The 21,455-nt window shown below is 54.0% G+C and carries 16 protein-coding genes and 1 pseudogene; 6 read left to right on the top strand and 11 right to left on the bottom strand.

Annotated features, from left to right (window positions below; translation table 11 throughout):
- Window positions 1-14: 14 nt before the first annotated feature.
- Both MLE18_RS15900 and MLE18_RS15905 read right to left on the bottom strand, forming a co-directional pair.
- The gene (locus MLE18_RS15900; RefSeq protein ID WP_243439785.1) at window positions 15-1,292 is read right to left on the bottom strand and encodes an ammonia-forming cytochrome c nitrite reductase subunit c552; all 1,278 of its coding nucleotides are present in this window, start codon (window positions 1,290-1,292) and stop codon (window positions 15-17) included.
- 262 nt (window positions 1,293-1,554) lie between these two features.
- Complete coding sequence (locus MLE18_RS15905) at window positions 1,555-3,180, bottom strand: hypothetical protein (RefSeq protein ID WP_243439786.1); 1,626 nt, start codon at window positions 3,178-3,180, stop codon at window positions 1,555-1,557.
- 852 nt (window positions 3,181-4,032) lie between these two features.
- Here MLE18_RS15905 and MLE18_RS15910 point away from each other — a divergent pair.
- The 4 genes from MLE18_RS15910 to MLE18_RS15925 all read left to right on the top strand — a co-directional run bounded on the left by MLE18_RS15910 (window position 4,033) and on the right by MLE18_RS15925 (window position 7,483).
- Window positions 4,033-5,064 (top strand): Tim44 domain-containing protein, encoded by a 1,032-nt coding sequence (locus MLE18_RS15910; RefSeq protein ID WP_243439787.1) that lies wholly within the window; start codon window positions 4,033-4,035, stop codon window positions 5,062-5,064.
- A gap of 35 nt (window positions 5,065-5,099) precedes the next feature.
- Window positions 5,100-5,396: a TFIIB-type zinc ribbon-containing protein gene (locus tag MLE18_RS15915; RefSeq protein WP_243439788.1), complete on the top strand. Its 297-nt coding sequence runs from the start codon at window positions 5,100-5,102 to the stop codon at window positions 5,394-5,396.
- 236 nt (window positions 5,397-5,632) lie between these two features.
- Window positions 5,633-6,121: a hypothetical protein gene (locus MLE18_RS15920; RefSeq protein WP_243439789.1), complete on the top strand. Its 489-nt coding sequence runs from the start codon at window positions 5,633-5,635 to the stop codon at window positions 6,119-6,121.
- 339 nt (window positions 6,122-6,460) lie between these two features.
- Complete coding sequence (locus tag MLE18_RS15925; RefSeq protein WP_243439790.1) at window positions 6,461-7,483, top strand: TerC family protein; 1,023 nt, start codon at window positions 6,461-6,463, stop codon at window positions 7,481-7,483.
- Window positions 7,484-7,703: 220 nt separating this feature from the next.
- On the opposite strand, the gene MLE18_RS15930 is transcribed toward MLE18_RS15925, so the two are convergent.
- Window positions 7,704-7,982, bottom strand: coding sequence for a hypothetical protein (locus MLE18_RS15930; protein ID WP_243439791.1), 279 nt, complete (start codon window positions 7,980-7,982; stop codon window positions 7,704-7,706).
- A 300-nt stretch (window positions 7,983-8,282) separates the two neighbouring features.
- Here MLE18_RS15930 and MLE18_RS15935 point away from each other — a divergent pair, with 300 nt between their 5' ends.
- Entirely contained in the window at window positions 8,283-9,320 is a 1,038-nt protein-coding gene (locus MLE18_RS15935; protein WP_243439792.1) for a fatty acid desaturase, read from the top strand.
- Between the two features lie 544 nt (window positions 9,321-9,864).
- Here the strand turns inward: MLE18_RS15935 and MLE18_RS15940 are convergent.
- From MLE18_RS15940 to MLE18_RS15970, 8 genes and pseudogenes are all read right to left on the bottom strand, one after another.
- Window positions 9,865-10,917: a hypothetical protein gene (locus MLE18_RS15940; protein WP_243439793.1), complete on the bottom strand. Its 1,053-nt coding sequence runs from the start codon at window positions 10,915-10,917 to the stop codon at window positions 9,865-9,867.
- A gap of 177 nt (window positions 10,918-11,094) precedes the next feature.
- A complete protein-coding gene (locus tag MLE18_RS15945) occupies window positions 11,095-11,448 on the bottom strand; it encodes a DUF3024 domain-containing protein (protein ID WP_243439794.1) in 354 nt (117 codons plus the stop codon).
- A gap of 7 nt (window positions 11,449-11,455) precedes the next feature.
- Window positions 11,456-11,791, bottom strand: a complete 336-nt coding sequence (locus MLE18_RS15950; protein ID WP_243439795.1) for a hypothetical protein — start codon at window positions 11,789-11,791, stop codon at window positions 11,456-11,458.
- 47 nt (window positions 11,792-11,838) lie between these two features.
- On the bottom strand, window positions 11,839-14,547 hold the full coding sequence (locus MLE18_RS15955; protein WP_243439796.1) for an ATP-binding domain-containing protein: 2,709 nt from the start codon (window positions 14,545-14,547) through the stop codon (window positions 11,839-11,841).
- Between the two features lie 66 nt (window positions 14,548-14,613).
- Window positions 14,614-17,223, bottom strand: a complete 2,610-nt coding sequence (locus MLE18_RS15960) for a DEAD/DEAH box helicase family protein (RefSeq protein ID WP_243439797.1) — start codon at window positions 17,221-17,223, stop codon at window positions 14,614-14,616.
- Between the two features lie 77 nt (window positions 17,224-17,300).
- The gene (locus tag MLE18_RS15965) at window positions 17,301-18,272 is read right to left on the bottom strand and encodes a hypothetical protein (protein WP_243439800.1); all 972 of its coding nucleotides are present in this window, start codon (window positions 18,270-18,272) and stop codon (window positions 17,301-17,303) included.
- A 24-nt stretch (window positions 18,273-18,296) separates the two neighbouring features.
- Window positions 18,297-18,443: pseudogene (locus tag MLE18_RS18225) on the bottom strand (site-specific DNA-methyltransferase); the annotation flags it as partial.
- A gap of 30 nt (window positions 18,444-18,473) precedes the next feature.
- The gene (locus MLE18_RS15970; protein ID WP_336605591.1) at window positions 18,474-19,568 is read right to left on the bottom strand and encodes a DNA methyltransferase; all 1,095 of its coding nucleotides are present in this window, start codon (window positions 19,566-19,568) and stop codon (window positions 18,474-18,476) included.
- Between the two features lie 614 nt (window positions 19,569-20,182).
- Here MLE18_RS15970 and MLE18_RS15975 point away from each other — a divergent pair.
- Entirely contained in the window at window positions 20,183-20,566 is a 384-nt protein-coding gene (locus MLE18_RS15975; protein WP_243439798.1) for a DUF6573 family protein, read from the top strand.
- Window positions 20,567-21,455 lie beyond the last annotated feature (889 nt).

Genomic DNA, 21,455 nt, shown 5'->3' on the forward strand with positions numbered 1-21,455 from the left:
CCGTCATGCGTGCGTCAATTGCCGGCCTTGATCATGTCCACGCTGTCGATGGCCTTGCCCTGAGGCTTGGGCAACTGGGCCAGTGCGTCGTACTTCTTCTGGAGCGTGGGCAGGTCGTCCTTGGCGTGATGGTGGCAGGTCACGCAAGAGTTGGGCATCTTGGGGTCCTTGATGGTCTCCTTGGGGAGCAGCACCTTGAACACGTGGCTGTGCAGGTCGCCGGATTCCGCGCTCTTGACGATGCGGGGCATGTGGCAGCCCACGCAGTTGCCGAAGGAGTGGATGGCGTGGGCCTGGTTGGAGGCCGTCCGGGTGTGGCAGGTCAGGCACTGCTTGGAGCCCGCCTCCCTGGTCTGGAAGCGAGTCTTGCCCATGCCCAGTTCGTGGACGAGGTGGCAGGACATGCAGTTGACGCCCTCGGCGTAATGTTGGGACTGCTTCCAGTCGATGTATTGCTGGTGGTGGGCCTTGGAAAATTCGTTGCCGTAGAGGTTGCCCGAGTCACCCGCCGCGAAGGAGGTGGACTTGAAATAGACCTCCAGGGCCTTGCCGGGCATATACCCCACGGGCCATTCGGCCTTGTCGTGCTTGGTGGCCTTGCCGCGGTTATGGCAGGAGCCGCATATCTGGGAGGCCACGCCGCTGGTCAGCTTGGCCGGGTTGACTATGGTTGAGCGCTTGTCGAACACCTGGGCCTTGGGCAGCGCAGCATGCCAGGAGCCGGGGCCGTGGCAGGCCTCGCAGCCCACGCTCGGCTCGAAGGTGTTCTTCTGGAGGTCGACGCCCGTGGCGTGGCAGCCGCCGCAGGCCAGGATCCAGGAGGTCTTTTCCCAGGTGCCCTCGTTGTAGTTGACCCAGCGCCCGGTATCGGAGTTGTATTGGATGGGCGCGATCACCAGCATCCCGTTTTTCTCGATGATGTAACGCTGCTTCCACTGGCTGCCGATGGTGTAGAGCACCTCGTCGGGCTTGGGTATGTAGAATTCCTCGGGCTTGAGCTTGAGCCCCTGGAGTTTGGCGAGGTCGGCCCGGATGACTTCCGGGTTGAGTTCGGTGATGATGACGTCCTTGTCCTTGCGGGCGTCGCCCAGCATGCGGCTGTGCAGGGTCATCTTCCAGGAGTCGGTGTGTTCGAGGTGGCAGGATTTGCACCGGTCGGAACCGACATAGGCTTTCGGCTTGGACGTGACCTCCGCCACGTTGACCTTCTCCCCTCCGCCTCCACCGCAGGCCGTCACGGCCAGCAACGCCAGAACCGCCAGCAGATCCAGGAACAAGGACGTCCTTTTCATATGCCGATCCTCCTCGGTTGACTCTACCCGATACGCTTACCCCCAATCCATTTATAAAACTGATCCGATTGGACCAGTAAGACACCCGAAGAAACATGGTGTCAAGCTCCAACATTGAGAACACACCCGGAGGGGTGTCCGCTTAACACATTGAAATGTTTGGTGGAGTTAGCGACTGTCGCCCGCCGGACCTCAGTGTTTCCCGGAAAAAGGGGCGGCCGGCTGAAGCCGGCCGCCCCCCTGAAGGCTCGTCACACCGCGCCTAGAGGCGAGTGAAGTTGTGGCACTTGGAGCAATCGTACTTCCTGTCAGTCACGTGCTTGGAGTGGACCTTGGTGAAGCGCTCGGTCGCGGTCCACTCCCCTGAATTATCCCCGTGGCAGCCGCTGCTGCAGGTGCTCAGGTTGGGGTTCTTGAGGGCGTAGCCCAGGGTGGTGAAGTCCACGGGCTTCGGCTGCCCGGGCGCGACGTGGCACGTGGCGCAGGCCAGAGCCTGGGTGCGGGGGCGCACGCCGTGGTAGATGCCCTGAAGCCGCTCGGTGTCGGCGAACTGGTAGCCATTGGGCAACGTCCAGCCCACGGCCGCCACGCCCTGCAGGATGGCCTGGTTCACGTCGGCAGTCTGGAAGAGGATGCCCATCTTGAGCGGCAGCAGGCGCCCGGTGGCGGGATCGACGGGCTGCTTGGCCAGGTGGCGCTTGAGCGGGATCAGCTTGGAGGGCTTGTCGTTCACGCCGCCCACGGGGCCGGCCATGAGGGTGCGCCCGTTGGCCTGCGGGGCGACGGGGTCGCCGAACTTGTAGAAGGTGCTCGTGCCGTTGGACCAGCCGTAGGTGGGGGTCACGTTGGACTGGAACTGGATCCAGGGCTCGTAGAGCCGGGCCGCGTTGACCTGGGGCGTGTTCGAGTAGTCGCGGAACATGTCGGTGGGGGTCGCCGACGCGAACGTGGGGATGTGGCAGGTCTGGCAGGCGACCTTCTCCGCGTGCTTGTTGAGCCGGCTGAGATTGGCGGTATTCGTGTGCGGCGTGGCGGTATGGCAGCCGCCCATGGTGCAGCTCACGGGCTGGGCCGGGTTGTCCACTTCACGCAGGTCGGTGCCTCGCCCGCCGATGCGGTGGCTGGATGTCTTGTGGCAGGTGGCGCAGGTGAACTTCTGCCCGTCGGCGGACATGTGCACGTCATGCGTGAAGGGCGGGTTGGTCAGAATGGGCTCGATGTCGCCACGCTTGTTGTTGTTGCCGCCCCCGGACTTGACGTGGCAGCGCAGGCAGGCGTCGCGGCCGGGCTTGCCGATGTCGGCCGCGGCCTGCTTGGCGCTCACGCCCATGGCGGCCACGTCCGGCACGAAGTGCGCGGTGCCGCCCTCCAACGAGACGGTGCGCTTGTATTTGACTGAATGGCACATCAGGCAGTCGATGTTGGTCAGCGTCGGGTTGGCCAGCTCGGCGGTGTCGAGCTTCTTGCCCTTGCCCACATGGCAGGCGGCGCAGCCGCCGTCCACGGCCTTGCCGTCCACGTTGGTCAGCTTGGCGAGCCAGTTGAAGTCCGGGTAGATGCAGTAATCGTTGATGCCCCCCAGCTTGCCCACGTCGCCGGTGAGGTTTGAGACTCCGCCCGCGTCGCCCCGCCAGCGGTAGTGCGCCGAGGCCCCCATGGCGGCGGCCTGGGTCTGGTGACACTTCAGGCAGGTGGCGGTGATGTTGTTGGGGTCCAGCCCGCCCACACGCGCGGCGTGGCTGCCGGTCAGGTGCGTCGCCGCGGCGATGCCGGGCACCGTCAGGAGGAGAAGGTCGTCTACAGCGAGCGCCGGGGTGGCCATGGCGCCCGACCAGGAGAGGGATATGCCGGCCAGAGTGAGGAGGAGATACAGCGCCTGTCTGCTCATAAAGCACCATCCGGGATATGGGGTCGTTGAAGGCCCGGCCCCCGCCGATCCAACAGGGCGGGACAATCAACCGGGCCTCGGAAATGCTGACGGCCCCACCCTAGGAAAATAGGAATCGACTGACAAGATTAAATCTGCGCCGATGTATTGTGTTCATCTATTCTTCATGGTATAGAGAAAAATTTCACTATAAACACCTATCCGCGAACGGAATTCCCTCTCCCCCCCCCGGTAACCGCCATTCAGGCTGAGGCTATCCGCTGCGCAGCCAGGTCCGCGGATTGGAGCGCTCACTCACGAAGCCCCTCGCGCGCGCCGGGTCTGCCGCCGAGGGCGGTGCGGACCGCCGGCAAGGCCAACGGGGCGACGACATCATCCGGGTGGCGCCCCTCGGGTTGCGCGGCGGTTTGCGGCCTCCGAACGCTTACGGCCCGGCAGATTCATGCTCCCAAATAGCTGGCCGTTCCAAGGCGTTTCACATCCCGGAAAACCGAAGGAGCGGATGCACAAAGGCCGGAGAGGACAAGCGCGCGGGGTGCCCAAGCGCCCGGAATCACGATACCGTCTGTGGTGCGGGGGAATCGCAAGCGGCTCAAGGACGGCAGGCTCCTCATCGATTCAAGCTGCCCTTGTCGGATGTCCCCTTGACATTGGCCGGGGTATTCATATCTAATGGACCTGTCTGAAGGGGAGTAGCTCTTCCGGGCAAGGTCAACAATACTGGCGTCGATAACCCGGCGCTTGGCCTTGCCGTCGGCCCCAACCGATGAGCGAGACCTTCAGCATGAGTAATCATGCTGGAGGTCTTTTTATTTCGGGACCTCCAGCCAAACCTGGCACCCCGGAGGTTCCATGCGAAAAAGTCTTTTTTTTCCCACACGTCCTGAGCCGAGCGTTCCCGGCTTACGCACGACAGCCGTCGTTCTTGCCGCCCGTCCTCCTGCGGACATGATGCGCTGGTTGTGCGCCCCTCTCGTCGCGCTCGCCGTTCTCCTCATGTCGATCGATCTTGCAGAGGCCAAGCGGATGGGCGGGGGCAGCTCGTTCGGCAGCAAGGATTCCTACTCCAAGAGCTATGACAAGCCGACGCCCCCGAACAAGAACATGACCACGGATCGCCAAACCACGCCGAACCAGCAGGCGGCGCCTGGAGGATTCATGTCCAAGTTCGGCGGGATCGGCGGCATGCTAGGCGGCCTGCTGATAGGCGGCATGCTCGGATCGCTCCTGTTCGGCGGTGTCGGCGGAGGCTTCGGCATTCTGGAGATCCTCCTGCTCGGCGTAGCCGGATTCATGCTCTTCAGGTTCATCCGCTCGCGGAGGGCCGCCCAGGCTGGTCAGGCGGCCCAGATGGAGCAGGCCGCGCCCGCGGGGGGATACAGGTTTGCCTACGCCCACGCTCCGGCGGGCGGCCACGACGCTGGCGGGAGCACCGACGGCTGGGCCTCCGTGCGCTCGACCCCTGGCGGAACGGGCGGTTCGGCGAATATCGCGCCGCCCGTCATGCCCGCCGGCCTCGACGAGGCGGAATTCCTGGCCGGGGCAAAGGCCCTGTATTCCAGGCTCCAGGCGTCCTGGGACCGCCGCGACCTGGAAGACATCCGTGGCTTCACCAGCCCCGAGGTGTTTGCCGAGATATCCCGCCAGGCAAAGGAAGACCCGGCTCCCGGCAAAACCGACATCCTGATGGTCGAAGCGCGCGTGATCGAGGCAGGCACGCAGGGATCGCAGACCGTGATATCGGTTCTGTATGATGCCCTGCTCCGAGAGGACCAGACGGATACCCGGTCCACGCAGGTGAGGGAAGTCTGGCACATCCGCAGGGATGAGTCAGCGTCCAACCCCCAGTGGACCCTCGAGGGAATCCAACAACTGGCCAACTGACGAATGAACGCCATGAATCATAAAGGAGAAATCCAATGAAGTGTCCGCACTGCGACGTAGACCTCATGATGACGGAGAGGCAGGGCATTGAGATAGACTACTGTTCAAAATGCCGCGGGGTGTGGCTGGACAGAGGCGAGCTGGACAAGATCATAGAGCGGTCTGCCCAGGATGGCCATGGGCACGCGCAGCCGCGCCAGCAGCAGCCTGTTCAGACCTATCAAAGGCCGGAGCATCATCAGAATGATGGGCATCGGGACTATCGTGGAGACAAGCACTACAAGCACCACAAAAAGAAGTCCTGGTTAGGTGAAGTCTTTGATTTCGATTGATTTGCCCATGACCGGGGGGCCGCATGGCGGCCTCTCGCGAACAGCGTGCCGGACCGGCGGAGCGGTCCGGCACGCCTTGCCTTCGACTGTGTTTGCATCCGAGGCAAGGCGAACAGAGTCTCCAGTTGAAGAACGTGGAACGGACACTACGGTCCGTGCCAGAGGCGCCATGGGTTGCGTACAACAGCGCCTAACATTGTTGCGCATGTGACGTCTCTCTCGCCACATGGGGGTACATGATGAAAATCTTATGGTACGTTGCGCCATTGGTCCTGATGGCGTTGTTCAATACGACGTCTTTCGCCCAGACAGTTCCAAACGAGGAGTGCAAAAGATTCACCGTCGTATTTGAAGACAAGGTCACTGCTGTGCCATCTGGAGTTTATGCGGGCGAAAAACGTATCGGAACAACCCAGCCGGCAGGGCAAGGAAACGATGGCTCCCAAAAGATAGCCATCTGTATCGACCGTAAATATGCGGGCGCCATAGACAAGCACACAATACTGTACTTGTCTGGGGACAAGCTGATGATCTACAATGTGTGGTCAGCCGGGGTCGACCTTCGCGAAGGAGACGATCTGAAGGGCTTTCCAAACAGAAACAGCGTATACATGCATGAAGCACGAGTACTGTTCCATGCGCTCATGGATTATGTATTGTCATTCGTACGCGAACTGCTCGGGAAGTTGCTTGGGGAGACGGTCGTGCAAAACAAAACGCTGTGAACAATCGCCATTGTCCGGCCGCCAGGGAGTCAGCGCGCGGCGTCCGCGAACTCCGGGGGCGGCCGGGGGGAGGCCATGCAACCAGTCCGCATGCTGGTCCGTCCAGCAAACAGCCGCTATGTTTGATGCTGTCGTTGGACACGCTTCTTCCCTTGTCGTACTAGTCAGGCTCACTCCGCAACTCCGTATGCGGCAGGAAGTGCCCGCCGTCCGATAGGCAGGCGCGCCCCGGCGTGCGGCATGCCCGCCGGACTGGATCCCGGCCCGCCATTCCAAGGCGGCGGCGCAAACGCCGAAACGGCACAAACAAGCTGCCCGAAAATAACTGGAGACCAAAAATTGGAAACCGCATGGATGTGGATTGGCTTCAACCTGTTGGTCCTGGTCCTTCTAGCCCTGGACCTTGGGGTTCTGCACCGCAAGGGGCGCGAGATCGGCGTGCGCGAGGCCCTGATGCTCAGCCTGGGCTACGTCGTACTGGCGCTGGCCTTCGGTGCTGGCGTCTATCACTTTCTGGGCCCGCAAGCCGGAACCGAGTACATAACCGGCTACCTCATCGAGAAGAGCCTTTCCGTCGACAACATCTTCGTGTTCGTCCTTGTTTTCCTGCACTTCTCCGTACCGCGAGACTGCCAGCACAAGGTACTCTTCTGGGGCATCCTGGGGGCGCTCGCCATGCGCGCCCTGCTTATCCTGGCGGGTGCGGCGATCATCGAGAGTTTTCACTGGGTCATTTACGTCTTCGGAGCATTCCTCGTGTTCACGGGGATCAAGATGCTGGCCACGGTGGGACAAGAGCCCAACCTGGAAGAAAACCGCATCAACCGGTTCATGCGCCGGCACTTCAGGGTGACGAAAGGTTTCGAAGGCAGCAGTTTTATTGTCCGGCGCGACGGCGTGTCCTACATCACGCCCCTCCTCATCGTACTGGTGCTCATCGAATTCACCGACGTGGTCTTCGCCCTGGATTCCATACCGGCAATCTTCGCCATCACCACCGACCCGTTCATCGTCTACACGTCGAACGTGTTCGCCATCCTCGGCCTCCGGGCGCTATACTTCGCCCTGGTGGGCATCATCCACCGCTTTCACTACCTCAAGTACGGCCTGTCGCTTGTGCTCGTGGTCGTAGGCGGGAAGATGATCGTCAACGCATGGTTCGGCGAGAAGATCGTGCCCACCGAGACGGCGCTCCTGATCACGTCCGGGATCATCACCGCATCCATGCTCTTCTCGATGTTCAAGACGCGCGCAGAGCCTACCGAGGAGCAACTGAAAGAAGCGGCCCGCTGGTGGGTGCCGGGCAGCCCGCCCAAAGCCGAACCCGCGTCCCGCGAGAAGAATGGGGCCAGTGAGCCCTGAACGCTTCACGCTGCGAGCGGTTGCTGGCCAGGCCCGGCAACGCCCACATGAGGGGAATCGTGCGATGAAGTAACGCGACCCTGAAGGCGGCCCAGGAACGCTCATTGCGCCAAGTGCAAGCCCGGCCGATGCGCGGGGGGGGGCGATGGGGTGCATCGACCCCGCTTCCGAGCGCGCCGGGCCTCTGCACGCGGTGCTCTATCGTCACGCTCCCCTCTGTTTAACCAGGCAACAATTTTCCGTCCACCCGCTCATGCTTGCTGAATACAGTCGCATAATCCTCGACCTTGGCATTGCTCTGCTCCACTCTGGCCAGAAGAGCGAGCAACCCCGCCTCCTTACCGGCTGCAGCGGCAGGACTGCTGAATGACACCGTCCATAACATGGCGATCAAGGCACACAGGGAAGCCACCCCGCACGCCGTTGCCATTTCCGCGAGACTGACGTCACAATGGGAGTAATTGTGTTGAAAACATTGGAACTTTGTATCACTTGCCATAGGACACCCTCCAAAAGATGCTTTATATCGGAAGCGATTTTGCACGAACAAGACGATTGTCTCACGTTCAGCAAAAACAATCCCAGAAACAAACTTGCACCACAAGGACCTAAAATTTTTATTCAATTCAACTGGAATTGCCTGTTACTCCCCATGGAGCTCGACAAGAATTGATTTTTTACATGGACGAGGTTTATATTATAAGTGTTTTGCAATGATTGCTGGCCCGTCCTGCTCGGATTCAATACGCGAAAGTCCGAGACACCATGGCGTGGCATTTCACTGAAGGGGGTTTTCGGTATGCCGTTTAACCCTGTGGTCATCGTTGCGAAGGGGGAGAAGCCGGAGTGGTACGCATCCACGGCAGTGCATGCCCGTGCTGACCTGCGCAAATCCATTTGGCAACTCGCGAACACGCTCGTACCGTATGTTCTGATCTTTGCCCTGATGATCGTCTCGGTCAGGCAGAACCAGCCTTATTGGTTGACCCTGCTATTGGCGGTGGCGGCCTCGGCGCTTTACATACGCATCTTCATTTTCTTCCACGACTGCACACATGGATCGTTTCTGCCAACGCCTCGTTGGAACAGAAACCTGGGCTACCTGTGCGGCATCCTGACCTTCACGCCCTTCCATGACTGGCGACGCAGCCACGCAGGGCATCACCTCTCGGCCGGGGATCTTGACAGGCGTGGGGTCGGCGACATCGCCCTCATGACCGTCGCCGAGTACGCCTCCGCTTCACCGCTCAAGCGGATCGGCTACAGATTGTACCGCAATCCCCTGCTCATGTTTGGCATCGGACCCATCTATTACTTCCTCTTGCGCAACCGCTGGCCCAGAAAAGGAAGCAAGCGCATGGACAAACTGAGCGTGCTCTACACCAACCTGGCGATTCTGGGCATCATGGGGGCAGCGGGACTGACCATCGGCCTTAAGACCTATCTCCTGGTCCAAATGCCCATAGCGCTCTTCTCTGGCCCGGTAGGCATATGGCTGTTCTACGTCCAACACCAGTTCCAGGGGGTCTACTGGGCGCGCAACGCGGAGTGGGATCCTTGGCGGATGGCCATGGAAGGAGCCTCCCACTACCAGCTTCCCAGAATGCTGCAATGGATCACCGGAAACATCGGCTACCACCATGTCCACCACATGCGCCCGGCAATACCCAATTACAACCTGCAACGTTGCTACGAAGATACTCCGCAGTTACAGCAGACCAAGCCCATAACTCTGAAGGCCAGCCTGGATTGTCTTAGTCTGAAGCTTTACGACGAAGAGAAGCGTATGATGGTGGGCTTCAAGCAATCCACCCCCAGGGAAGAAGGAAAAGAGTAGACAAAACTGCAGTGCCCCCGTTCAAGGGGTTTGGAACAAACTTTCATATCGAGACACTGCCGACAAGCAATTCATAGTTGGCAGACCGAACAAAACCAACCGCATTGTGTCGTTCAAGGACACCTCAGGGCAGTCCACCCAAAAGAAAAAAGGACTTCGGAATATTCCGAAGTCCTTGTTTTTCTGTGGCGTCCCCAAGGGGATTTGAACCCCTGTTAGCGGCGTGAGAGTGGCCGAGCCGACTTAAACACTTTATCAAACACCTTCAAATACTTTGATTTTTGGATGAGCGCTACGATCAAGAGAGGTGCTGTGGTCGCCCCAGGATGTGGACAGCGTGTGGACTTCGCACAGGGGAGGAGTGAGGGAGTACGGAACACGAAAATTCTCAGAAAATGCTAAACTACTGAAATCATGGACAATAAACACCTATCTCCCCCGACGATCCATCCCAAATAGTTATGATTTCTCGATGTAGCCAAACCAATTGGTTTTGGCCAAGCAGTCCAGCTGAACTGCATGCGCAGGATCCTGCGCGAATGGATTAAGGCCTGGGCTTTATCCACTCAGAAAGGTTCGTTGTTATCATTGAGGCAGTGAGGTTGCCCTTGAAATCATTGCCGCGTGCAATTTGTCTTCCTTCTTTTACAATATCTTTCAAGCATTGCTGTAGATTGTTTACATTGGCCAGATTAAGCTGCATCATTATGGCAGTGCCATTGTATTGACACTTTGCAAATGAAGCATTTTGCCCTTCGAGTATTAAAGCTTTTCCGCCGCTTGCAATAATATACTTTCCACCGTTTTGACACAGTCGGCTTGTCACATATAGTCCATACCCTGAATTTGCCCAGGGATCGTCTTTGTCGTGTCTTCTTTGTTTGTCGCCGATGAGCTTGCCTGATACTCCGGGGCGAATTGCAAGATTGAGAGCGTTTTCATCATCAATTATTACTATTTTTGGATTGTTTTTCAATGTTTTTGTGATGCCAACTCCTTGGTCAAGGATTGCGATCTCAATCCTTTGATAAGTTGGCCAGTACTGACCTGCAAGCCATACGCTTTCTGCTTTACTATGTTCAAAAACATTTCGAATGATTTCTCGAATCGCATATGTGAGTGTGTCAACTATGTCAGGATTGCTTCCTACGCCTAGAAAACATGCAAATTCCTTCGATGCTGCCTCAACAATTTCTCCTGGATGAGCCTTTAATTCACGAGATATTGAAATAATATTAGTTACAGAAAGCTCTCGTATGGGTTTGTAGCTAGAGTTTCCACCTTCTGTTTTTGGAGTCGAGCCATATGGAGCTCCCCAAGAACGAAAAAAACCAACATGCGCCGCATAGCCATGTGCGGGCTTGGACTGATCGAAATTCGCAACGTGAAACCGAACTGGCGACTCGGTTTCTTGCTGTTTTGAGGCTATAAATGATCTTATAAGGGCCGCTGTCAGTAGCATTCCAAACGGACGCATTTGCTTGACTAAGCTTAAGTCAAAAACATAGTCTTGAGCTGATGGCGTGGAACAAAACACCAATGAAAAGTCAAGGGCTTCTTTAAAGTCGACTACTTGTGGAAGCTGAATACAATGCATAGCAATTCCAGTATTAATTGCAGTTGAGTCAGGTTGCCGAGGTATCCTTGGTTGTCGCGTAATGTTGCAGCTGCAGAACAAGCTTCAACCACCTGACAAGCTCGAACAGCCTGAGTACGAGCCGCTGATTGAGCTGAACCGCAAGCGCAGGATCCTGCGCGTGGCTTACGTGGTTAACTAGCCAAAGAAACAGTTCCAGGCATCCTCTTTGACCACCCTCAAGAACTCCTCAACAGTCTGAACCTCAGGACAAGGCTCGTAGCGGGTCCATTTTAGATTTCCCCGCATCCAGTAAACTTTCCAGGTTTTTGTATTCTTCACGTATGTAGCTTTGGCGACCATTCCTTCGATCAATTTTCCCTTATGCATGAAATGAGGGCGGATTTCGAAAAGTTCGACAGTCTGCTTCTCCTTGTCCACTCGGAAGTCCCAGCGGAGCTGATCACGGAGATGGGCTGGCGGTCCTTGCTCATCGCAGAACGTCTGGAGGAGTTTCTCCAGGCGAGCATGTTCAAATTCGCTGATTGGCATGCCCTAATTAGTCCATAGCTTGTTGACAATCTTCGTTCCGTCCAAGCTCTTCCGCCACCAACCTGAACTGTTCCAACGCAGCTTCCAAGCTCTCCACAATCTCGGCAGCGATGACGGACGGAACTGGTAGATTGTCCAAGTCCTCAAGCCCCTCGTCCTTGATCCAGAAGATATCCAGGTTCACTTTGTCGCGGCTGGCAAGTTCCTCATAGGAGAAGCACTTAAATCGCTCCGATTCAGCCCTGGTGTTTCGATTTTCCTGACCTGCTCGGCTCTTTTCGGACCAGGTGAAACTTGAAAAGGTGGCACTCGCCGACAAAGAGGGGGCCATGAGGATGACCACCCGCCGTCCAGCGTAAAAGCCGAAAACTACTATAACGATTGCCGAGGCTACAATTCCCACCTATCAACGAATTGGGACCTTAAAGACCTAATCGACTCTGGCAGCTCTCTTTCACATGTAATGCCAAGATATGTAGCAGCCCTTGTCGTTCCTACGTAAAGATATTTGTCAAACAGATCAGGATGAAGCTCTGCGAGAAGATCAACACCAACAAAAAAGACAGCTTCAAACTCAAGCCCTTTAATGTGTTGAATATCAAAGACTCTCACATCATTATCATTACCCATTACCTGGCCATTCGGACAGGCAACAGCTTGGATGTTCGACTCTTCGAGAACTATGTTTAACTCTTCAGCAAGGCTGGCAACTTTCTCTTCGCTTTCGACAAATACAGCGATTGAAGGCAGCTTTTGAACTAACCTTTCAACCTCACCGACTCTGCCTGCCAGCCAGGAACTAACCTTACGATACGTTGTAGCGTTCTCCAGTAAAACTGGCCTTACACCTTCAGCATCAACATGCTCAGGAAGCTTCGGCAAGACATAATTATTGTCACCGTTCACGGTTGTAATGATCAAAGCCGCGAGTTCATTCAACTGCCTACTCTGCCTATAGGCAATATTAACCTCTTTGACTTCAATATCTGAGCGAATCCATTTGAAGTTATCAATACTCCTGCTCCCCCAAGTGGTTAACCGCTGGTTGAAATCACCACATGCAAAAAATGACTGCAAAGTCGGATGGGTCAGCTTTGACATGCATGAAAGCTGTACAGGAGAGAAGTCAGTCGCCTCGTCTACATATATTTGATTTTTGCAAAGGGCATAGACACGACTCAAAGAAGACCATTGCGGTTCATCAATCTCCCGCAATATCAATGCTTTTTTGAGCATTGATGATGCGCCGGTTAATATCGAAAAAATGACAACATCGAGTTCTAGCGGATGTAAGTCGTTAGGATGGAATTCCACCGGATTATACCAAACATCCTCTTTACGACGGAGCCTTCTAAAGATCTTGTATCTACTCTGTACCCCTCTTAAATATCTATTCAGAGGGTTCTTAAACTTTCGAACATGATTCAAGATCACCAGCTTAGAGCCTACTGTAGCTTGGTCGGATTCACTGAGAGACCTTTCGCCAATCCAGTCAAGTAGCTGACTATTTCGAGTTTTCAGACTTATGCTTCTCTTTGTCGCAAAAGCTCTAGCCTGAGCACGAAGGGCTTGCTTGAAAGCGTTAACGGCATTTGCCCTTTTACTTCCTGAAGTTACAAACTCCTCATCCTCGACATCATCCTCTTCACTTTCTTCAGACAAACCTTCAGCCTGCTGAATTTCTTCTAATTTTTCAGCAAGCCTGTCTAGTAAACCATGATCTCTATTAAGCTGAAGATTGATCGTTTCATCCAATTTTTTATTTGTCTCGTCCTTCAACTCAGATTCTATCGATTTTATCTCATCAAGGACTTGGACAAAGGCAACAAACATATCCGAAATATCGTGTTTCTCGACCTTGTTTATTATTTCTAGGAGCCTTGCGCCGATACTGGAGATCGATTGCTCAGACTCCTTGCTCAAATTTTCAGCGGCAGATAGCAACTCTTCTCTAAAGTTCGCTTTTTGCCATGATTCAAAATCATCACACCAGCCAATGAGATCTTCGATAGTTTCTTTTCTTAAAACCTCGTCATTCTCTTTGAGAACAAATGCGCCACCATTGGTGGTACGAAGTATATGGAATACGTTTCTACCGATTTCTCGACGGAATTCAGCCCATGTACGAATATGCCTATCAGATGCAGGAACACCTTCTCTGGCGAACGCTTCCTTTAAATATATCTTCAACAAGTCTGTTGGTGTAAACATGATCCAGCTTTGTTCATGGGGATCACGACTAGGATGGCCACTTCCCCGAACAAGCCTTTTCTCATCTTCTTCAAGAAACTCAACATCACTTTTTTGACCTAAGCGACGGATGAGAGTTGTTGTTTTCCCTGTGCCGGGAGGTCCCAGAAGAAGTAAATTTTTGTTTAAGGGAAGCCGAAAGATTTCATCCTGATACTTGTCAAGAATTGGCTGATCGCGCAGCCCCATCTTTTCGATGACACTCCTCCGAAGTCCTTCAAGAACATTCGACTCATCCCTTTCTTCAGCTAACAAGCGACCAAGCAGATCAGCATCAAACCCTTCTTCAGCAACATCGACACCAAGCTCTTTGGCTTTAGACGCTAAAGCTCTCAGGGATTTGATCGTGAGAGGCCCGAATTCATCGGTCTCAAGTACAGTATCTTCGGAATCCCAAAACCCATTTCTTTTTCGGGGGCGAAGTCTTGTTTTTTCGACAATTTCAAGGAGGGTGCCGTTTGGAAGTTCGTACTCCTCGCCAACATCTAATGAAGCCATTCTGCCAGCTGGCGAATTGTAACTAGCTAGAATTACGTCCAGTCCAGTTACCGGCGTTGCCCTGCATATGTAATATGTCCTGTGTTTTCCATTCTCATCTAATGCCACAATACGAGCAATTGCAGGTTCTGACTTGAGCTTGAGATAGTCTGAATGCAGCGATGAACATATTCTAGACAAGTTTTCATTGGCAGATGTTGAGTTCCAAGTATTGGGAGATACTACACCGCAAGAGACACCCCGATTGTCTTCAACTTTTTTTGAGGCTGCCTTGGCAACACCATCAAAAGCATCAAGGGTTTCATCCGCAGCGACATTCAAGTACTTTTTAGTTTCATCCGACAATCCCATACTAACCTCTTCTGCTTAGCCGCCTTAAGCTCAGGCCATCTCAACCCCCAAGACTCCGCTCAATGATCAATTCACTTCGGGACTACTGTCAGTAAACGTAGAACAAAGCTGGCTAAAACTCTTCGGACGATACTTATCCCATTCCGTTTGCAGCACGTACAAGGGCCTGATGTTTTTACCTGATTGTTTGGACGCATCCTTACACCAATAAACCAAGCGTTTCCACTTTAAAGGAACATCAAGATCGGCTTGCCCCTTGGTTTCAATGATCCAAAGGTCTGATTCCGATTCCTTTACGATGAAGTCTGGGTAGTAGTTGGCGATGCCACCGTCCGCGTTTCTGTACTCGACCTTGAAATAGGTGCTCTGGGAGTTCTTGATGAACGAAATGATGTCATCGCACCCGTCAAGGAAGGCGGCAAACTCAAGCTCGAAATGGCTGTCACCCACCACCTTGTTGAAGATGGACTTCTTGGGAACGACATAGGCTTGGTCATTCACTAGGAAGGGGCGTGTCTTGCGGAACTGAATATGATCCCTGACTTCGGTAGTCCCCTTGTCATGGACCGTGAGGGCATTCACCGCAGATTTGAAGTTCTCCACGATCGCCTTGGTTGTCGCTTGGTCTGAGAGGTTCCGAAGAATATTCAAATCCGACAGGTCGACTTCCTTTTCGAAGAGATACCCCGTGATGTACTCCTTGAGCTTGCCAAAAAGGATGTCGAACCCGCCAACCAAGCGGAGGTCCCTCATGATGAGCTGGCAGAAGTACCCGATAACCGCCTGAGGACTCGGTTCCAGGCTCATGTCGAGAACCGTTGAATGGCTTATCTTATCGCTATCAATATCCTTGAAAACAATCTCCCGCTGCTCCTCCTCGGTATATTCGTGAATCTTGAGTTTGGGAGTTTTAACCTTTGAAACGTCCAGCTCATGGAGGTTCTTGTATTCTCGGTAAATCCTGGGAGTGAGAACGGGCAATTTGATATCCATCTCATCAAGGTCTTTTTGTGGGTTCTCTTTGTCGACCTCAATGACCATCGGCGACTTAGGCTTGGTCTTCTCGCCCATCTCGGCGTATTCAAGCTCAACGCCTTCGCTCTTGATGGACTCGACAAACTGAATGAACGCTTCGGTTCCAACCACGCTCACTTTTTCTTGAACGGGTTCGCCCCTGAACATCCTCCGCAACCCTCTGCCAAGGGTCTGTTCGGGAAGGATTTTGCTCTTCGCCTTGTATGGACGCAAACCGACGATGGATACTACGTTTTGAACGTCCCAGCCTTCCCGGAGCATCATGACCGAGACAATCACTTCGTAGGGGCTTGCTGGATCATCGATAACCCGGCTGGCTTCGCGCAACTTGTCCAGTTCGTCCTGGGCCTTCTTTCCAGCAGCCTCGGAGATTTCACCGTTGGCTTTCGTATGGATGACCAGGACCTTCCCGCCCAACTCGGGATAGTTCTTCTCGTAGTATTGTCCCACCTCGTCGCAAGTCTGAGTGTCGTCAGTCATGACGAACAGGATGGGCTTCTTCCCTGTCGAGGAAAGCTCCTTCTTGACGTTCTTCCATTCGAGGTAGCCAAGGTGGAGATAGTCCCTGTACTGTTCTGAGTACTGATCGCTTTTTCTTTCTTGAAGCTTCGCCCTGGACGCCGAATCAGGCAGCACCGGAGTCTTCACGACCCCCTGCCTGATGGCTTCAACCAAGGGGTAGTCGCTGATCGTCTGCACGAACATTGCGCCGTTGGTGTGTTTCGGTGTGGCTGAAAGATCGAACTGGGCTGAGAGCTTGCTATCCTTGAGGCGCAACTGGCTTGAAATGTCTTCGATGCTTTTGAACCAAGCCAGGTTCTTGTCGTGAATATGGTGGGCTTCGTCATTAATGACGACGAGGTTCGGCACCTCTCTGATGATTTTCCCAAGGTCCGTCTTCGAATCGGTGGTCTTTCCGGTGGGGCGTTTGCCGAGGAAATAGTCCATGGTGTTGTCGTCGTCGAACGAGGGGGTGCTTCCGTTCTCGAACACACGATGGATATTGGTCAGGAAGATGTTCCCGGTGTCCGACACGACGCCGATGTCGTCCTGGATGTGCAAGGTTACTTGGAAGTCATCCTTCCAGTTCTGCCCTTCATATCCATTCTCGGGCAGGATTGGGTCTTGATGGAAAATTTTCAGCCCCTGAAAATCATCATAAAGCCTGTCCAGGACGATGATGTTTGGCGCGATGAGCAGGAAGTTCGTGCTCAGGTCCGAACCTTCCTCATATCGTTTGTGGAAATACGACCACGCAACAAGCAGGCTCATGATTTTGGTCTTGCCTGCGCCGGTGGCCATCTTCACCACGTACCGGGTCCAGTCCTCGTCGAACATCCCCTGGGATATATGCCCGGACGAGTCGTACTTCATCAGAGAGTAAGGGTCACGGGCCTGTTCGATCTCGTACAGCCAGATGACGGACTCAACCGCCTCACGCTGGCAGAAGTAGTACTGGAACTTGAACATAGTCCCATCACACTTGGGGATCATGTGCTCTTCATCGAACCAGTACTTGAGCAGAGCCTTGGTGGTTTCGCTAGCTCCGGCGTAACCTCTTTCACGCCACTTGATCACACCCTTGCGGATTTTATGGACCAGCGGAGGGAGGAGCTTTTCATACCCCATCTCGTCCAGCATGGCGTCACCTGGATACCAGCGAATATCGGGGGTAAGGATGACGTGAGGATCACTCGGAAACGTCGAAGGCAGAGCCATTAGATTTTTACCTCCACCACCTTGGTCGTGTCGTTTCCGAAGATGTCGATCACTTTCACCGCCACCTTGTACTTGCCCTTCTCTGGGTAGTCGTACTTGCCGCTCATGAGTTCGAGTCGGCGTTCACTCTTGGTTCGGAATGACTGCCATTCGTTCTCGAAGATGTAGTTGCCCGTCCAAACTTGGCGCTCTTCCCCATCTTCGAGGATCGTGATGATTTCCTTGCGGCTCTCGTAGTCGAAGTCCACCGCCCAATAATCGATCCAATCCGTCCATTTCTTGGTCAGAATCTCTCGGGATACGACGCCGCTCTTGTCCTTGCTGATCTTCACCACCTGCCCGCCGTCAATGGTGACTTTACTTCCACCATCCTTGAGGGATTCCCCCAGGCTATCAAGGTCATCCTGGCGGTAAAACACCCCGAAGTCCTTGAGGTGGAGCTGGACCGTCTTCCCCTGGACCTTTGGCATAATGTCAACGTACGCCACATCATAGAACTTGACCTGATTGCGTTCGATGGCACGCCGGTCAAAAACGTCTTTCGGGATGTACTTCAGACTGAGGGTGACACCCTTTTGTCTGGCCTCGTCCTGAATGGCGGGAACCAACCCCATCTCGAACTCGAAGCCAAGGATGTCCGCCTTACTGATCTTGTTCTTGCGACATGCATCTATGGCTTCATTGACCTGGGCCAGCGTCACCGGCGCATCAATGGGGCCGACCAGAACCACCGTGCTTCCCTTCTTCCCGTGGAATGGGGAGAGTTGAAATATCCGTTCAGCCTTGTAGGCGGAAAGGATGAGGGTCAGGTAGTGCTCTTCTCTCTGAAGAGTTTGAGCCTTGCGTTGTTCCTCGGGCAAGGTGGGGTCGATGCCCACGAAATATTGACGTTCGTATTTGCCGAGGTTGAGGATTTCAAAACTGCGGTAAGGTTTGCCTGCTTGCTTGAGTTCTCGCTGAACCCCGATCATCCGCTTTCTGGTTGTATGAATGGCAAACCTGCCAAGATCACAGCCAATCCACTTCCTGCCAAGCTTTTCAGCGACTGCTAGCGTTGTACCTGAGCCACAGAAAAAGTCTGCGACAAGGTCATCCTTGTTCGATGTTGCACGTATTATTCTATCAAGCAGAGCTTCTGGTTTTTGGGTTGCGTAGTCAACAAGCTCATTAGATTAATTATGAATCTTATTGATGTCTGTCCAAATGTCTTGAAGAACCGTCCCCTCGTATTCGCTCTCATAACATTTTAGCCTTGGCATCCCACCGTCTTTTTTTGGGTAATGAATTCTTCCTTTTCTTTCGAACTCTTCCATTTTGTCTATGGTGTAGGCCCAAGTCCTATTTTTCGATGGCCATGCACCTTTCCATTCATAAACTAGATTTCCTCCGTCTCCATGTCTCGGGGCATCCATGGGTATTCTATTGTATCTCTCTTTTCTGGCATCATCATATTGGTCAAAAAACTGTTCAAGATATTCAGCACTTGGCTTTTGCAGGACTTTATTCCATGTCCTTTTGTCTGAATTTGAATAATACAGGACCACGTCATGGATCATGCCGCAGCGAGAAGGATCATTGTGTGCGAATGCCCTTCTCCAAATGATTTGGTTTATGAAATTGGAACAACCAAACACATCATCGAGAACGCTTCGCACAACGTGAGACACCTTGGGGCCAATATGAACAAAAATACTTCCATCGCTGGCAAGCAAAGATTTTATTAGCAATAATCTTTCATATACCATCGAAAGGTAGGAGTCAGCACCCCTCCCCCAGGTGTCTCGGTATGCAAGCTCTTCAATGATGCTGGGCTCCTTTGTTAATGTTTCTGGCCCAACACCAATGTTAAACGAAAAGTCAGCACCAACATCAAAGGGTGGGTCGATGTAGACCAGCTTCAACCCGCCAGCCTTTTCAATCTCTTCGCGCATGGGACCGTTCTTAAGCGAGGAAAGGACCAGTTTGTTGTCGCCCCAGATGAGCTTGTTCGACCAACCACTTTGCTGTCTGCCGCTGCTTGTGTCGCAGGAAAAAAGACTGAACGAGTCTTTTCCGACAACCATGTTGGCGTCCTTCCGTGGCTCGTCTATCTGCTCAATGGACTGAAAGGGGAGGACTACATTAGTCACTTCACTGGTCTTGCCAGCCCAGACAAGCTCCACCTCGGGAACGTTCTCGAACAGTTGGGACTTGAATTTCGCGGGGAGCTTTTCGCCCCTATCAATCATGGCTTTCAGCTGCTCTTTCTCGTGGTCAGTCAGACTCATCACGCCCCCTCTTCAAAAACATGACGACGAACTATGCCCGTGGTGCAAGAAATCTCGCCAAGGCGTTGTGTTCGAACATTTGGCTGATAGCCAATCCGTGGAACCCTATTGTTGCTAATACCTTGCCACCTTCAGGTTTACAAGGGCTGGCGGGTGTCTTTGGGCCATTTATCCGACTCATTCCCCTGGTCAGACCTGGCCCTCCTCCTGCTCGTCTTCTCCTGCACCTCATGCGCAGGATCCTGCGCTTCCAGTTTTCGTTCTACTCCCGTGACCGACCCGCCTGCCCTAGGCTACCCTCCCTTTCTCCCCCCAGCATCTTCAACAAAAGGAGGAAAGGATGCCTATGAACTCTGTGAGCCCTGACAATATTCAGATTTCCGACGTTAGAGCTATGCTCTCTGACGACTTCTCAGCAACGACAGTCAACAGAAACGTCATGGCGATAAAGACAAACCGTCCATGCATCAGCTCCATTGCTTTGCCAGACTTGCGGTGTATTCTTGCCGAGGACTTCTCTGTGAGGACGATCAACAGGGTTATGATGTCCATCAAGTGCTTTTGCTTGAAGGCGTACCTGTAGCCCCGGCAAGCAACGAATTAAAGGAGCCACCATGCCTGACGAATCCTGGCCCATCATCTTCAGTTATTCCCGCGCCCAGGCAATTGAGGACGGGGTTCTGATCGACGTCACCGCCGAGGCGAAAGGATACGGGTTCAACCTACCATTTGTCATCGGTGACAACCTGTTCAATCGCTACGTCACCCCTCCACCTGGACTGGAAGGGGAGGGGCAGTCTCTTGAAGGACGCCTGCACGATTTGATGACCCTTGCGGCTCTTTCAGCACGAAAGGGGCTCCAGCAGGATCAAGTCGAATTCGAAGTGCTATTTCTGATGAAGCCAGGGAAGCACGAAAAGGTCCGGTGCGTTCTCCATGTTGGCCCTGGCGATCATGGCGAACCTGTTCTGACCCTTTGCTTACCGGAGGACCTGTGAACGCTCTGGTCGGATGATTGACCGATTCGCCGCCTATACTCCGTGGGCATCTTGCCTGACGCCAGCCCAAGGAAAGGCGTAGCCCCTGCCTGAAAGAGAACCAGGGGGGCGGGAATCAACACTGCCCCCTTCGTCACCTTGGGCTTCCTGCCCTGCCTCCCCGTCCCCGTCTCCCCCCTGGCCCCCGGATTCGCGCGGGGCATCCCCTTCCTGGGATTAGGGGCTGGTCCTGGGGTTTGGGTATCCCCCCTTGGGGAAAATCGCAGGAAATCGCATCCTCCTGCCAATGTCCGTTTTCAGCCTTCCTCGTCTGGTCCACGATCCGAGAGATGTCATGACCGTTTGCGCAGTATCCTGCGCGTCCGGTATCATCATCTTCGCACTTCTCCCTTTGGCGAGAGCAGAGCACAATAGGAGCATGTGTCGCCTAGAAAGTGTCAATAATTTCCAATTGCTGCGTTTGAAGCACAAGCAAAATGTTGCCTTGGATTGAAGGGCCTGGGTGGTTCTGATATTCATGCCCAATGGCAAAGGACAACTCAAAGAGCCCTCTCAAGTCCGCCCGAGGCGATGCCAAACGTCTGAAAAACGTCGCTTTTTGGTATTGGGAATACCTTCGCAGAAACACCCTGCACAGGAGGTACTGCGACGTTATTACACATTATTTCGAATACTTCGACGAAATTGGTGAGTTTGACTACCTTGCCTCCAAAGAAGGGCTTGATGAGCTTAATTCATATTATTACGACGAAGAATGAGGTGGTCCCGGTAGGTTGGACAGGTTGGCGGCGTTTCTAAGCTAAAGTCCGGTTGATTGTCATGCCGCCTTCTGGGAGGCCGTTCCTTCCCGGTAGACGTCCATGGGCCGCTGTCCGTCAAAGGCGGTATG

This window comes from Fundidesulfovibrio soli (genome assembly GCF_022808695.1).
GTDB classification, from domain to species: domain Bacteria; phylum Desulfobacterota; class Desulfovibrionia; order Desulfovibrionales; family Desulfovibrionaceae; genus Fundidesulfovibrio; species Fundidesulfovibrio soli.

Excerpts from the sequence above, each read along its gene's own strand:
- MLE18_RS15920 (WP_243439789.1), top strand. The coding sequence starts at position 5,633 with ATGATGAAAATCTTATGGTACGTTGCGCCATTGGTCCTGATGGCGTTG.
- MLE18_RS15935 (WP_243439792.1), top strand. The coding sequence starts at position 8,283 with ATGCCGTTTAACCCTGTGGTCATCGTTGCGAAGGGGGAGAAGCCGGAG.
- MLE18_RS15945 (WP_243439794.1), bottom strand. The coding sequence starts at position 11,448 with ATGCCAATCAGCGAATTTGAACATGCTCGCCTGGAGAAACTCCTCCAG.
- MLE18_RS15905 (WP_243439786.1), bottom strand. The coding sequence starts at position 3,180 with ATGAGCAGACAGGCGCTGTATCTCCTCCTCACTCTGGCCGGCATATCC.
- MLE18_RS15955 (WP_243439796.1), bottom strand. The coding sequence starts at position 14,547 with ATGGGATTGTCGGATGAAACTAAAAAGTACTTGAATGTCGCTGCGGAT.
- MLE18_RS15915 (WP_243439788.1), top strand. The coding sequence starts at position 5,100 with ATGAAGTGTCCGCACTGCGACGTAGACCTCATGATGACGGAGAGGCAG.
- MLE18_RS15930 (WP_243439791.1), bottom strand. The coding sequence starts at position 7,982 with ATGGCAAGTGATACAAAGTTCCAATGTTTTCAACACAATTACTCCCAT.
- MLE18_RS15960 (WP_243439797.1), bottom strand. The coding sequence starts at position 17,223 with ATGCTGGACGAGATGGGGTATGAAAAGCTCCTCCCTCCGCTGGTCCAT.
- MLE18_RS15970 (WP_336605591.1), bottom strand. The coding sequence starts at position 19,568 with ATGAGTCTGACTGACCACGAGAAAGAGCAGCTGAAAGCCATGATTGAT.
- MLE18_RS15900 (WP_243439785.1), bottom strand. The coding sequence starts at position 1,292 with ATGAAAAGGACGTCCTTGTTCCTGGATCTGCTGGCGGTTCTGGCGTTG.
- MLE18_RS15975 (WP_243439798.1), top strand. The coding sequence starts at position 20,183 with ATGCCTGACGAATCCTGGCCCATCATCTTCAGTTATTCCCGCGCCCAG.
- MLE18_RS15965 (WP_243439800.1), bottom strand. The coding sequence starts at position 18,272 with ATGATCGGGGTTCAGCGAGAACTCAAGCAAGCAGGCAAACCTTACCGC.
- MLE18_RS15940 (WP_243439793.1), bottom strand. The coding sequence starts at position 10,917 with ATGCATTGTATTCAGCTTCCACAAGTAGTCGACTTTAAAGAAGCCCTT.
- MLE18_RS15910 (WP_243439787.1), top strand. The coding sequence starts at position 4,033 with ATGCGAAAAAGTCTTTTTTTTCCCACACGTCCTGAGCCGAGCGTTCCC.